The sequence below is a fragment of the Bacillus sp. C1 genome (assembly GCF_054570475.1).
Map to the genome: position 1 here is coordinate 109173 of NZ_JBTMZT010000008.1, position 13444 is coordinate 122616.

The window sequence follows — 13444 nt, forward strand, 5'->3', positions numbered from 1 at the left end:
ACTTTTAGTAGAGGTGATTATAACGCTATGTTTATACAATTATATTATATAGAATGCAGAGGAGAGGTTTACATGTTATTTCATTACCATTTTTGGACACCTTATGTAGAAGAAATGGAGAACTTTTATAAAAGTTGTGGTTTTCGTATTTCTACACGAATTGGAAAGTATAATGGAGAATTTGAGCAATTTAATCCGCCATTAACGTGGGATGATTTTCGTGATAAACAGATACTTTTTCGGATTATTGAAGCTAGAAAAAGCACGATAAACATCACATTTGGCTATGGGAAAAAGATTATATTTGATCATATTGGTTTTCTCGTATCAAAAGAGGAATGTGAAACAATTTGTAAGCAAGCAGAAAAGCTACACTGGAAAGTAACTGGGGGAGAAAGAAGAACTTTTATTAGAACACCATACGGATTTCGAATTGAGCTCCAAACACATCTTGATGCAATAGATGATAATGAGAGTATAGAAGAGTTGCAGAAAATTATTATGACAACAAAACAAACTGGATTAGAACAGGACCTTTCTTTTTTATTTCATAAGGAAATAAAAAGTATTGAAACGATTCGTGATAATAAAACGGCATTAAAGCATGTATATGTGAATTCCTTATACGAAAGGAAACAAAAGGATCCGAACGGTGTGGAGATATATGTATAAAATTCATCTAAGATTTTAAGTGGGTAGTGTTGTAAAAATATACCACATCCAAGTTTTATGTTAGAATTATTCTGAATATTAAAACTTAAGGTTAGGAGGAATATAAATGCTTACACCAGAACAAATTTCTAACTTATTTAAAAATTTTTCTATAAAGGAATGTAAAGGATCAAGCGATTTATATGAACATGTATCATTACAAATTGCAGAGGATAAAGAGCTTCTTGCATTAGCCTCACATGCACAACTTGGTCAGCCAGCGCCCAACTTATTATTTGGTGCCGTTCACTATTTATTATTGAAAGGACATAATCATGTTTTAAAACAATATTATGCTAGTCTTGTTTCGAATCCGGAAAGAAACCTAACGCAAGCTTTTCATCATTTTAAAGATTTTTGTCACATTCATAGGGAAGAAATCATTCACCTTTTACAAACGAAGCTCGTACAAACAAATGAAGTAAGACGCTGTGCGTATTTATATCCGAGTTTTTGTTATGTATTTAATAAAGTTAACAAACCTCTAGCTTTAATTGAAATTGGGACAAGCGCAGGTCTGCAATTACTTTGGGATCAATATAGCTATTCGTACGGAACCGGAGAAGTCTATGGAAATATAGATTCTAATGTTCATTTAACGTCAGAAATAAAAGGCGATAATAAGCCATTTTTCTTACAAGAAAGTCCGCCTGTTACGGAAAGAATTGGTCTTGATTTACATATAAATGATGTGAGTAATGAAGAAGATTATTTATGGTTACGTGCGCTCATTTGGCCAGAGCATAAAGAAAGACTTGAAATGTTTGATCATGCAGCCGCTTATGTAAAAGAACAATCTGTGAAGCTAATAGAAGGCGATGGAGTAGCTCTTCTTTCTGAAATCGCAGAACAAATTCCAGAGGACTCGGTGATCTGTATTTTCCATACACATGTGGCGAATCAAATACCAGAAAATATAAAACGTGAATTAATAGAAAAAGTGAAAGAAATTGGTGCGAAACGTGATGTTTTCCACCTTTATAACAACATGTGGGATCGAGATCTTCATCTTGATTATTTTATAAATGGAAAAGAATATAATGAAACAGTTGGAGAAACAGATGGTCATGCACGTTGGTTTAGTTGGAGATTAGATTATAAAGCATTATGTTAACGAATAGATTATTTTTAATACAGTTATCCTGCTATTTGCAGGAAGTAAAATTTAGCAGGAACAAAGAAGTTAAGCGTGAGATAAATAAACTGCCAATAAAAGTTTGATTGGTGAGGATAAAGAAGCTTTCTACTGATTAAAGTTTCATTTTATATGAAAAAACCTAGATGGTGAATTTTTCTAATTCAGCCATTTAGGTTTTTTGTTTTTTTGAAGGTATGAAAATTTCGTCAAAAAGTAGTGTAATATTTCTAGGTGCTTATGAAATGGGCTCGTTTCAAATGTTCTAAAGGCATTTAGGTGTCATATTACATATTGTCTGCATTTACTATATATTGAAATCTTTTTATAAACTTGTTGGGAGGTGAGATAGTGTCTAAATATAAAAGGTCAAAAAACATGGGGAAAGAGACAAAATTAGATGCTAAAAGTCTCAATCCAAATTTAATAGGTCCCACATTCCCACCTATCCCTCCAATAAATCTTCCAACTGGTCCAACAGGAGCCACGGGTGCAACGGGAGAAACGGGTGCAACAGGAGAAACAGGCTCAACGGGAACAACCGGCTCAACGGGAGTGACAGGTTCAATAGGAGAAACGGGTGCAACGGGAGCAACCGGCTCAACGGGAGTGACAGGCTCAACAGGCTCAACAGGTTCAACGGGAGAAACCGGAGTTACCGGTCCAACGGGAGAGACGGGTGCAACGGGAGTGACAGGCCTAACGGGAGAAACAGGTGCAACGGGAGCGACAGGATCAACAGGAGAGACGGGTGCAACAGGAGAAACAGGCCCAACCGGCTCAACGGGAACGACAGGTGTAACGGGATTAACCGGTCCAACGGGTGTAACCGGAGTTACCGGCTCAACGGGAGAGACGGGTTCAACGGGAGCAACAGGCTCAACGGGAGCAACAGGCTCAACGGGAGTGACAGGTGTAACGGGAGTGACAGGAGAAACGGGTTCAACGGGAGCAACCGGAGCTACCGGCCCAACGGGAGAAACAGGTGCAACGGGAGCGACAGGATCAACAGGAGAAACGGGTTCAACAGGATCAACCGGAGCGACAGGCTCAACGGGAGCAACCGGTCCGACGGGAGCAACAGGATCAACCGGTTCAACAGGAGCGACAGGATCGACGGGAGCAACCGGCCCAACGGGAGAAACGGGTTCAACGGGAGAAACGGGTTCAACGGGAGCAACAGGTTCAACGGGAGAAACGGGTTCAACGGGATCAACAGGTCCAACCGGATCGACAGGTTCAACGGGTTCAACAGGAGCAACAGGAGCGACGGGAGCAGCAGGATCAACGGGAGCAACTGGTTCAACGGGATCGACAGGTTCAACGGGAGCAACCGGTCCAACGGGAGTGACAGGTTCAACGGGAGTGACAGGTTCAACCGGAGTTACCGGCCCAACGGGAGCAACCGGCCCAACGGGAGAAACGGGTTCAACGGGTGTAACTGGGGCAACAGGAGCAACCGGTCCAACGGGTGTAACTGGGGCAACAGGATCAACGGGAGTGACGGGTCCAACGGGTGTAACTGGGGCGACAGGATCAACGGGAGAAACGGGTTCAACGGGAGAAACCGGTCCAACCGGAGCGACTGGTCCAACGGGAGCAACTGGTTCAACGGGATCGACAGGATCAACGGGCCAAACGGGAGCAACGGGTCCAACCGGGACGACAGGTCCAACGGGAGAAACGGGTTCAACGGGATCAACAGGTCCAACGGGCTCAACTGGCCCAACGGGAGAAACGGGTGTAACCGGAGCGACGGGAGAAACCGGGGCTACAGGAATAACTGGAGAAACAGGAGCAACGGGATCAACAGGTTCAACAGGTTCAACGGGAGAAACGGGTTCAACGGGATCAACAGGTTCAACAGGTTCAACGGGAGAAACGGGTTCAACGGGATCAACAGGTCCAACCGGATCGACAGGTTCAACGGGTTCAACAGGAGCAACAGGAGCGACGGGAGCAACCGGTCCAACGGGAGTGACAGGTTCAACCGGAGTTACCGGCCCAACGGGAGAAACGGGTTCAACGGGTGTAACTGGGGCAACAGGATCAACAGGATCAACCGGTTCAACAGGAGCGACAGGATCAACGGGCCAAACGGGAGCAACGGGAGAAACGGGATCGACAGGTTCAACGGGAGCAACAGGTTCAACCGGAGCGACAGGATCGACGGGAGAAACAGGCCCAACCGGAGCAACAGGTTCAACGGGAGCAACAGGTTCAACGGGAGCAACTGGTTCAACCGGAGCGACGGGAGAAACCGGGGCGACAGGTATAACAGGAGCGACCGGGGCAACAGGAGAAACCGGCCCGACGGGATCAACCGGAGAAACGGGTCCAACAGGTCCAACGGGAGAAACGGGTTCAACAGGAGAAACAGGCCCGACGGGATCAACCGGAGAAACGGGTCCAACCGGGGCAACAGGAGAAGCCGGGGCGACAGGTGTAACAGGATCGACAGGCCCAACCGGAGAAACGGGCTTAACCGGATCAACCGGTCCAACGGGAGAAACCGGGGCAACAGGATCAACCGGCCCGACGGGATCAACCGGAGAAACGGGTCCAACCGGATCGACAGGTTCAACAGGAGCAACCGGTCCAACGGGAGAAACGGGTCCAACCGGGACGACAGGTCCAACTGGTTCAACGGGTGTAACTGGGGCGACAGGCTCAACTGGCCCAACGGGTTCAACAGGTGTAACCGGGGCAACCGGTCTAACCGGATCGACCGGTCCAACAGGAGAAACGGGTTCAACGGGTGTAACTGGAGCGACAGGAGAAACGGGAGCAACCGGTTCAACAGGAGCGACAGGAGCGACGGGAGCAGCAGGCTCAACGGGAGCAACGGGTTCAACAGGTTCAACGGGAGCAACCGGTTCAACGGGAGTGACAGGTTCAACCGGAGTTACCGGCCCAACTGGTTCAACGGGTGTAACTGGGGCAACAGGAGCAACCGGTCCAACGGGATCGACAGGATCAACGGGCCAAACGGGAGCAACGGGAGCAACGGGAGCGACAGGATCAACGGGAGCAACAGGTTCAACCGGAGCGACAGGATCGACGGGAGAAACAGGCCCAACCGGAGCAACAGGTTCAACGGGAGAAACGGGTTCAACAGGAGCAACAGGCCCAACCGGAGCGACAGGTCCAAAGGGAGAAATGGGTGTAACGGGAGCAACTGGTTCAACGGGAGCGACGGGAGAAACCGGGGCGACAGGTATAACAGGAGCGACAGGCTCAACAGGATCAACCGGCCCGACGGGATCAACCGGAGAAACGGGTGTAACGGGAGCAACTGGTTCAACGGGCTTAACCGGATCAACCGGTCCAACGGGAGAAACCGGGGCTACAGGATCAACCGGAGAAACGGGTCCAACCGGGGCAACAGGAGAAACCGGGGCGACAGGTGTAACAGGATCGACAGGCCCAACCGGAGAAACGGGTGTAACGGGAGCAACTGGTTCAACGGGCTCAACAGGAGCAACGGGCTTAACCGGATCAACCGGTCCAACGGGAGAAACCGGGGCAACAGGAGAAACCGGGGCTACAGGATCAACCGGAGAAACGGGTCCAACCGGATCGACAGGTTCAACCGGAGCAACGGGACCGAATATTCTTAGCCAAGGATATTCAGCCTTTCTTTCCACATTCTCAACAGCTACTGGTACACAGTTAACAGGTTGGAGTGTAGCAAATCCATATTTTCCTGATGCATCATTTAATCCGCTGACAGGGAATTTTACAGTTCCTGCAACGGGTAGATATGTATTTGAAGCTACGATTAATTATTCAACAACTGCAACAGTAACTGCTGGAATAGGTCAAGGGATAAATCCATCATTTGTTATTCGTAGAACATCACCTAGTATTACAGATCTACTAAGTGGGGTAGTGCCAATCTTAAACGTTAATATTTTGGCAGTATTGAATTTGAGAACAGTACTCGGAGATGGAACTGTCACAATGACAGGAGATCTTGCGTTAAATGCTGGAGATGTAATTGGTTTATTCTATGTATCTGATGGATTAACCATTTCACTTAGGTTAGGTGGAAATAATAATGCAGGTATTGTTTGGTCGTGTCATCGAATTGTTTAGTTTCTATATTTTTAGTGTTTTGAAAGTTAATTCCAATTCAAAAGTTTCATAGAATGAAGAAGGCCACTCAAAAAAATGAGTGGTCTTTTATGCTGTTAAGCAAGGGGGTCATAGTCATCAAGTTTACAAAAAATAATAGAGACCTTCTTTTTATTGTAATAAATAAATTTTCATGTGAAATGAACTTTTTGTGAGAAACGAGCGAATATAGTGTGAAAGATTGTTTAGAACATGAGAGGAGAAACAGCAATTGGATGAAATGGAATTAATGGAAGTACGTTACCTAAAAAAGAACTTGAAAAGATATTACTTTCGGTAGTCGAATAGATGCATAGCCGGATAAATCGCTACATTATATAGATGTATGTCTAAAACAACTCTCGAATATAAGACATAATAATATTATGTTAACAATATATTCTCAATGATGCTGAATTATGGAGTTTAAAAAAATTTGCTTTTTTTGTAGTTGAGCAAGTATTCTATTTTTAGAGGTGATCATGTGAGTAACCCCAAAAAAATTATAGCTATTTCAGGAAGTATTCGAGAAGGTTCGTCTAACACCAATATATTAAAAGCTTTAGCAGCTTTTATCCCAGAAGATGTTGCGTATACGATTTATACTGGAATAGAAGAACTACCTCATTTCAATCCAGATATAGATCGAGTAAAAGCACCAGTTGTTGTTGAGGATTTTCGAAAGAAGCTAAATGAAGCGCATGCTCTTATTATTTGTACACCCGAGTATGCAAAAGGGATACCGGGAGTTTTAAAAAATGCATTAGAATGGCTTGTCTCATCAGCAGAACTTTATAAAAAACCAGTCGCTGTTATAACGGCTTCTCCATCGATTACTGGGGGAGACAAAGCGCATGAATCTTTATTACTTACGCTAGGGATGTTAGATACGATTGTAGTTGCAAACGGCTCACTATTAGTTCCATCTGTGCGGACTAAGTTTAGTAATGATGCGAAAGTAACAGATGAGAGCACAAAACAGGCTCTTATCGCTTTAGTTAATAGTCTAGTCGATGAGATAAAGGACGTATAATTCATCTTTAAGAATGAAAATTAATATGAGCTAGCAGAAAGGAAGAAAAGAATGATTCATAAAATTGGTCAAATTATGTTATATGTAAATAATCAAGATGAGGCTGTACAGTTTTGGACTGAAAAAGTGGGATTTAGCTTAATTGCTGAAGAAGATAACGGTCAAGGATTTAGATGGATTGAAATTGCGCCAACAAAGGAAGCTGAAACGAGTATTGTCCTACATAGTAAAGAATTAATCGCGAAAATGCAGCCTGAATTAAATCTTAATACACCTTCGCTCCTGTTGTTTGCGGATAATTTAGATGAATTATACAAACAGTTTGTAGATAAAAAGATTACAGTCGGAGAAATTGTAAACATGCCGTCTGGTAGAGCATTTAATTTTGCTGATCATGAGAATAATTATTTTGCAATTATGGAAAAGAAGTAAATATAAAGTTGATTAAGTTGATCTTTAAACGAAACAACACCATTTTTTTAGTGGTGTTGTTTTATGTTTTTTCTGGCAATTATTTATTACAAAATGCAAATGATTGTTTACATTTAGTTGGATATTATTTACAATAGAAGTGGTTGAAAAGGAGGGAAGTGAAGTTCGAATGCTTGAAAACAGAGTTAGAGAACTACGTGCAAGATTTAGATGGACGCAGCAAGACTTAGCTGATGCAATTGGAGTGACGAGGCAGACAATCGGGTTAATTGAAAAAGGTGACTATTCTCCCTCTGTCACGATGGCGTTAAAAATAGCCGCTGCGTTTCAACTTACAGTAGAAGATGTTTTTTATTTGAAGGGAGAGAGATAAGTATGATGAAGCAAGTTTTACGATCTCCGCTTATAGGAGCTAGTATGTTTGGATTGATTATTGCATTTTTACTATTTTCTCTTATGAGTACGCAGGTCTTTTTAGCTAGATTATGCTTTTATATTTTGGTGACAGTTACTTTTTTATGGTTCAGTCTCACAAAGCTTTATAATCGGAAGAATGCGGATGAAAAGATTAAATTATTTAGCTTTATACCATCCGAATTTCGTGAAATAGATGAAGGGCAACAATGGGTAACGTATAAGGCTTGCCGAAATGTGTATATGTACTATAGCATTGCACTTCCAGTAACGGCAGGGATCTGCTTCCTCTTTTCTCAACATCATTTTGTTCCATTACTGTGCATTGGTGTATTAGGTGCAGGCCAGTATATTGTCTATTGGTTAACGACTATTCTAATTTTAAAACGTATTTAATCTAACGAAAAAAAGGAGATGAAACAATATGTTAGAGTGGGCTCAAAATGCAGGTGAAATGTGGCAGTATGTCGTTTTATTTTTATTAGCTTTTGCTCCGTGGATGGATGTGTCGATCGTTGTACCTCTTGGTATTGCATGGGGATTACAACCATTTGCCGTAGGCGTGACAGCGTTTTTCGGGAATCTTATTTTGGTTCTATTATTGGGCTTCTTTTTTAAACAGTATGCAAAATGGCAAACTGCAAGAAGATTAAAAAAGGGGATAACAACACCTTCTAAAAAGGAAACAAGGTCGAGAAAAATATGGGAACGATATGGTATTCCAGGTTTGGCTTTGCTTGCTCCTATTCTTGTAGGAACTGATATTGCAGCTGTATTAGCTTTAACGTTTGGATCTAATAAAGCGCACGTCATAAGTTGGATGACAGTCAGTCTAGCAGTATGGACAATCGTTTTTGTAGTAGCTGCGATGTATGGGTTTAGCTTTTTACAGATTATTTAGGATCGTGTGTTATGAGGGGAAATGTCATAGATTAATAGAATGTGGACGTAAAATAAGTAGAATTTTGGTTTTAAAAGTCGGAATTTTCTTTTTAATATACCTAAGATTACACATATAGAAATATGTAAGGGGGAAAAGGAGTGAATTTAGGAAATCCAATAGCCACTGGCAATACAGCGAAGATATATCTTTGTGATAATAAAATTGTGAAAGTGTTTAAAAAGCATTTTCCAAGTACAGAATCTTTGTATGAGGCGAGGAAACAAGAATACGCGTATTCTTGTGGGCTTCATGTCCCAAAAGTATTAGAGATTACAAACATAAACGGCAGACAAGCAATTATAATGGAATATGTAAAAGGGCAAACAGTAGGTGAACTCTTCAGTCATAATATGGAACGAGCGGAGCATTACATAAGTATTTGTGTTAATGTACAACAAAAGGTACATGCTGTTGTTGTTGAATCGGATTTGCTTGAACCGATGTCAGAAAGGCTACGTCGCAAAATTGAATCTGTACAGAATCTAGATGAGAAACAAAAGGGTAATTTGTTAAGACAATTGGATTCAAAGGTATTTGAATCTAGGTTGTGTCATGGAGATTTTCATCCGTTTAATTTGATCATGAGTCATGACAACGTGAAAATTATTGATTGGGTAGATGCAAGCGCAGGAGATATTCGTGCCGACGTTTGTCGAACATATTTGTTGTATGCTCAGTCTTCAGTAGAATTAGCTGAAATGTATTTACATATATATTGCAAGCATGCCGGCTTATCAAGGGATGAAGTTTTGGGGTGGGCTCCGATTATTGCTGGGGCAAGATTATCGGAAAGTGTATCTTCAGAAAACATAGAGCATTTAAAGAGGTTAGTAGACCAGTACTAGCAGTAAGGAAATGATAGTATTGGAATTTTTATACGAATCAAAAAAATAGAAAGAGCCTTAGGTGTAAAGTAATAATAAAATTATTAAATTTAGATATAAACGTATAAGAGCCTTGATACATTTCATTGTAGTAAGGCTCTTGAAAGTTGTTTAATTTTTAAAATCCATTACTTTTTCTAATATGTTATTTATAAATTCTGTTTTACTTAATGTATAAGATTTGCGGTCTTTTACTGTATTTGCTAAATTCCTTTTTATATTTTCGTACTCAATTACGGCTTGTGGGTTATTCCGTAAATAATCTCTAAATGCTACATGCTTTGCAAGTTCTTTACTATTTTTGTTACATACATAAAGGTGGTGCTCCATCCATTGTGTACCTTTTCCATCCCACGGGGTAGAGATATCCTTTCTGCCAAATGTTTCTCTACCTTCAAAACTCCATTCTTCTTGATGAAAATATCCTATCTGTTCAAGTCCTAAGATGACCTTAGGAAAAACATCATAACTTTCTATTATAATATCAATATCCAAAATTGGTTTCGCTCCAAGACCTGGGATTGAAGTGCTTCCAACGTGTTCAATCCCAATAATTAAATCATTTAAATGCGTACTCATAACTTGTTTTATTGATTGAAATGTTTCTGCCCATTGCTCATTGAATGTAACAATTTCTATGCTAGAATGTGTCACCTTGCTTCCCCTTTATTTATTATAAATGAAATAACTTTGTCGTCACTTAAGATTAGGATAGTTAACCTCACAATTCTATCCTAGGGCTTTTTCTAATACATATCTTTAGATGGATGAAAATCCTTGTCTATAAAGAATCCACAATTTTCTCATCATCTACTTCATATTTTACTAAGCAATCATTTTCCATGACTAGTTCTTTGCCAACTAAGTTGCCCGTGACACGATCAATTATTTTTTTATAAACTTTATTTTGTCTGTATACGTGACCATCTGCTTTTTTTACAAAACGATGATCTTCTTCAACGATAGAATACGTGTATGGAGGATACCGGGATGCCCTAATTTCTCCATAGATGTATTCTTCATCAAGGTGTAGATTGATTTGATAGGGGATATTTGAATTGTTTCTTAGTTTCAGATCAATAATACCATTCATCAAGGTGGCGCCTGTTCCAAATGGAATCACACGTCCATAGTCAGGGAATGGATCGAAACTATGACGATATCTTTCTACTGTTTCCAACTCTGAGTGAAGAAACATCCAATAGAGAAGATTCCCTAATTGACAGAGACCACCGCCGATTCCTTTTATTGCTTCACCATTCATTAAAATAATGCCTTCTTTATATCCAGCCTTTTCATTGGAATTACCAACAAGGTGCCAAAAGGAAAATGTTTCTCCTGGTTTAATGACAACCTGGTTTATTTTGCTGATAGCTAGCTTTAAATTGGTGATTTTGTTATATTGCAACTGGATATCCGTATCACCTAACTTTCTAATAAGCAAAGATTTATGTTTATAAATCCTGTAAGGTAATGGATTTTGCTCAAATGTTTTTGAAAATGTATATCCTTTAAGACGGTCACTTATTTTTTTAAACAGCCTACGTTGTCTAATTCTAACAGGAATTAAAAGAGGGAATCTTTGTGTTAATAATTTTCTTGCCATTGAGAGTTGAGCTCCTTTATGTGTTATTCTCCTATTATTATATTAGAATTTACATCTTATTTATTATTATAAGCAAATTTATATGTATTTCTTATAGTCTATATCAATTTAGTTTACTCATTCACGCGTCAATAGCTAGTAACGGAATCACATCTTCGTTTGTATCACTTTCTTTCCCATCCTTATGAAACAAAGTTGATTTTAATAGAGGGGATGTTATTTTCATAGAGTTGTTCCCGTATATACGGTTTGCTGTCCTCGTTTTTGACAGTTTCAAAATCTACTTTTTTAGAGTCTTGAGTGTAAGCTTATCTCATGGATTATTCTTAATGCTTATAGTAAAACCGTTCGGAAATTCCGAACGGTTTTTACTATTATTTCATAATTTAAAATATCAAATCGTAAATGTATGATGCTAAATCGTTATTTCAATCTGATTTCCTTCTGGATCAAGAATTACGCTCTCGTAATAGCCATCTCCAGTGAAACGTGGTCCATTTAATACAGGGTATCCAGCTTCTTTTAATGTTTTTGTTAATTGATTTACATTTTCTTCACTATCAACAGAAAAAGCCAAATGAGCATACCCAGTTATATTAGGATTCGGTTTATCTTCTATTCCTTTTTTTCGCATAATTTCAAGGCGTGCTCCAGATTCAAACGTAATAAAATAAGATTCGAAGTGTTTAGTTTTATTGTGATATAGATTATTTGCCGTTCCGTTAAAGTATTGTGTATAGAAAGTACGCATTGCCTCTAAATCCTTTACCCAAATTGCTATATGTTCAATTTTCATTTGTTTCACCAATCCTGTTCTTACGTGAATTTGTAGGTTAATAATTAACGAAGATGAAAAATGCCGATTCGAATTTTACTTTATGAAGTTTGAAATAATATGTCAAGAAATAAGAGTGGAGGTTGAAAGAAATCGATTTTAAACATAGAAATGAAAAAGTTATTTAGCAAAGAATTATGTTAATTTTCTGATGTGGAAATACATAGGATTTTTAATAGAGTACATCATAATTTAATATTTTTACGGTAATGACAAGTAAGGAGGGGAAAGATTTATGGGTCAATATGAACAAATGTTGCTCGTTGGAACAATTATGTCTATTATACTATCCATAATGATTTTAGGGTCATTATATTGTAATCCTCGTCTATGGTTAAATGACTATCCTAAAGATATTCAAAAAGCTGTTTTGCCAAAAACAATTAATGAAAAGAGACAAACGATATACTTTGGCATTGTATACAATGTAATTCTCTTCGGAACCCCGCTTATTTCTACTTTTTTACTAAATCATCATGAGAAATTATTATTTATCGATGCGTTCTTACATTCTTTTGGAATTTTAATGATTTTTAACTTAGTTGATTTACTCATTATAGATTGGCTTATATTTTGCTGGATGACGCCGAGATTTGTTGTTATTCCGAGTACAGAAGGAATGAAGGGGTATAAAAATTATAGGATGCACCTAAGAGGAGCTATCATTGGTACGCCTTTCCTCATAATAGTTAGTTTATTCATTGCAGGAATTGCTATTAATATTTAGTACAAGGAATATATCATATTTTACTTAGAGGAGATAAAGATGAACATTGGTATTAGGAAACTAGAAATAGAAGATTTGGATGAACTACCTGAATTTGATGATAGTTTTACGGTTGATTCTAAGCTTGTTCTTTCGCTATCAGCAATGGATCAAAAAATTGAATATACCGTCAAAAAAATACAAAGCTATGAGAAAAATTATTCAGAAGATACATATAAGGAGCATCAAGAGGATGATTTTGATTATAGTGAATACGTTGATAATCCAGACAAAATAATGTATTTGGCATTTATAAATCAACGTATAATTGGAATGGTTATATTAAAAAGAAATTGGAATAGTTTTGCCTATGTAGAAGATATAAAAGTAGATAAACAGTATAGACAGCTTGGAGTTGGTAGAAAATTAATGGAGCGAGCCAAGCAATGGGCGCAAGCCTGTAACATGGCAGGAATCATGCTGGAGACACAGAATAATAATGTTGGAGCATGCAGGTTTTATGAGAGTTGTGGCTTCGTTATAGGCGGCTTTGATTTTCTTGTATATAAAGGTATTCATGAGCAAAGTGATGAAGTTGCAGTATATTGGTATTTGCCCTTATGATGAAG

The 13444-nt window shown here is 39.4% G+C and carries 14 protein-coding genes; 11 read left to right on the forward strand and 3 right to left on the reverse strand.

What is annotated here, in order from left to right; genetic code table 11:
• The first annotated feature begins 72 nt into the window (after nucleotides 1-72).
• The 9 genes from ACX5JI_RS19540 (at nucleotide 73) to ACX5JI_RS19580 (ending at nucleotide 9629) form a co-directional block, all read left to right on the forward strand.
• Nucleotides 73-672 (forward strand): VOC family protein, encoded by a 600-nt coding sequence (locus ACX5JI_RS19540; protein ID WP_459502701.1) that lies wholly within the window; start codon nucleotides 73-75, stop codon nucleotides 670-672.
• Between the two features lie 106 nt (nucleotides 673-778).
• On the forward strand, nucleotides 779-1825 hold the full coding sequence (locus ACX5JI_RS19545) for a DUF2332 domain-containing protein (protein WP_459502702.1): 1047 nt from the start codon (nucleotides 779-781) through the stop codon (nucleotides 1823-1825).
• Nucleotides 1826-2197: 372 nt separating this feature from the next.
• Nucleotides 2198-5944: a collagen-like protein gene (locus tag ACX5JI_RS19550; RefSeq protein WP_459502703.1), complete on the forward strand. Its 3747-nt coding sequence runs from the start codon at nucleotides 2198-2200 to the stop codon at nucleotides 5942-5944.
• A 502-nt stretch (nucleotides 5945-6446) separates the two neighbouring features.
• On the forward strand, nucleotides 6447-6995 hold the full coding sequence (locus ACX5JI_RS19555) for an NADPH-dependent FMN reductase (protein ID WP_459502704.1): 549 nt from the start codon (nucleotides 6447-6449) through the stop codon (nucleotides 6993-6995).
• 51 nt (nucleotides 6996-7046) lie between these two features.
• A complete protein-coding gene (locus ACX5JI_RS19560; protein ID WP_459502705.1) occupies nucleotides 7047-7427 on the forward strand; it encodes a VOC family protein in 381 nt (126 codons plus the stop codon).
• Nucleotides 7428-7596: 169 nt separating this feature from the next.
• Nucleotides 7597-7800, forward strand: coding sequence for a helix-turn-helix transcriptional regulator (locus ACX5JI_RS19565; RefSeq protein WP_459502706.1), 204 nt, complete (start codon nucleotides 7597-7599; stop codon nucleotides 7798-7800).
• A gap of 2 nt (nucleotides 7801-7802) precedes the next feature.
• Nucleotides 7803-8237 carry a hypothetical protein gene (locus ACX5JI_RS19570; RefSeq protein WP_459502707.1) on the forward strand — a complete coding sequence of 145 codons (435 nt, stop codon included), beginning with the start codon at nucleotides 7803-7805 and terminating at the stop codon, nucleotides 8235-8237.
• 28 nt (nucleotides 8238-8265) lie between these two features.
• Nucleotides 8266-8742, forward strand: coding sequence for a small multi-drug export protein (locus ACX5JI_RS19575; protein ID WP_459502708.1), 477 nt, complete (start codon nucleotides 8266-8268; stop codon nucleotides 8740-8742).
• A 140-nt stretch (nucleotides 8743-8882) separates the two neighbouring features.
• Complete coding sequence (locus ACX5JI_RS19580; protein ID WP_459502709.1) at nucleotides 8883-9629, forward strand: phosphotransferase family protein; 747 nt, start codon at nucleotides 8883-8885, stop codon at nucleotides 9627-9629.
• Between the two features lie 150 nt (nucleotides 9630-9779).
• On the opposite strand, the gene ACX5JI_RS19585 is transcribed toward ACX5JI_RS19580, so the two are convergent.
• From ACX5JI_RS19585 to ACX5JI_RS19595, 3 genes are all read right to left on the reverse strand, one after another.
• Complete coding sequence (locus ACX5JI_RS19585; protein ID WP_459502710.1) at nucleotides 9780-10322, reverse strand: GrpB family protein; 543 nt, start codon at nucleotides 10320-10322, stop codon at nucleotides 9780-9782.
• Between the two features lie 127 nt (nucleotides 10323-10449).
• Nucleotides 10450-11274, reverse strand: coding sequence for a VanW family protein (locus ACX5JI_RS19590; protein ID WP_459502711.1), 825 nt, complete (start codon nucleotides 11272-11274; stop codon nucleotides 10450-10452).
• Nucleotides 11275-11689: 415 nt separating this feature from the next.
• Entirely contained in the window at nucleotides 11690-12070 is a 381-nt protein-coding gene (locus ACX5JI_RS19595) for a VOC family protein (protein WP_459502712.1), read from the reverse strand.
• A 274-nt stretch (nucleotides 12071-12344) separates the two neighbouring features.
• On the opposite strand from ACX5JI_RS19595, the gene ACX5JI_RS19600 reads away from it, so the two are divergent.
• Together ACX5JI_RS19600 and ACX5JI_RS19605 are read left to right on the forward strand one after the other, a co-directional pair.
• Nucleotides 12345-12836, forward strand: coding sequence for a nitroreductase (locus tag ACX5JI_RS19600; protein ID WP_459502713.1), 492 nt, complete (start codon nucleotides 12345-12347; stop codon nucleotides 12834-12836).
• Between the two features lie 39 nt (nucleotides 12837-12875).
• The gene (locus tag ACX5JI_RS19605; RefSeq protein WP_459502714.1) at nucleotides 12876-13439 is read left to right on the forward strand and encodes a GNAT family N-acetyltransferase; all 564 of its coding nucleotides are present in this window, start codon (nucleotides 12876-12878) and stop codon (nucleotides 13437-13439) included.
• Nucleotides 13440-13444: the final 5 nt, after the last annotated feature.

Excerpts from the sequence above, each read along its gene's own strand:
- ACX5JI_RS19575 (WP_459502708.1), top strand. The coding sequence starts at position 8,266 with ATGTTAGAGTGGGCTCAAAATGCAGGTGAAATGTGGCAGTATGTCGTT.
- ACX5JI_RS19600 (WP_459502713.1), top strand. The coding sequence starts at position 12,345 with ATGGGTCAATATGAACAAATGTTGCTCGTTGGAACAATTATGTCTATT.
- ACX5JI_RS19595 (WP_459502712.1), bottom strand. The coding sequence starts at position 12,070 with ATGAAAATTGAACATATAGCAATTTGGGTAAAGGATTTAGAGGCAATG.
- ACX5JI_RS19545 (WP_459502702.1), top strand. The coding sequence starts at position 779 with ATGCTTACACCAGAACAAATTTCTAACTTATTTAAAAATTTTTCTATA.
- ACX5JI_RS19565 (WP_459502706.1), top strand. The coding sequence starts at position 7,597 with ATGCTTGAAAACAGAGTTAGAGAACTACGTGCAAGATTTAGATGGACG.
- ACX5JI_RS19570 (WP_459502707.1), top strand. The coding sequence starts at position 7,803 with ATGATGAAGCAAGTTTTACGATCTCCGCTTATAGGAGCTAGTATGTTT.
- ACX5JI_RS19605 (WP_459502714.1), top strand. The coding sequence starts at position 12,876 with ATGAACATTGGTATTAGGAAACTAGAAATAGAAGATTTGGATGAACTA.
- ACX5JI_RS19590 (WP_459502711.1), bottom strand. The coding sequence starts at position 11,274 with ATGGCAAGAAAATTATTAACACAAAGATTCCCTCTTTTAATTCCTGTT.
- ACX5JI_RS19560 (WP_459502705.1), top strand. The coding sequence starts at position 7,047 with ATGATTCATAAAATTGGTCAAATTATGTTATATGTAAATAATCAAGAT.
- ACX5JI_RS19540 (WP_459502701.1), top strand. The coding sequence starts at position 73 with ATGTTATTTCATTACCATTTTTGGACACCTTATGTAGAAGAAATGGAG.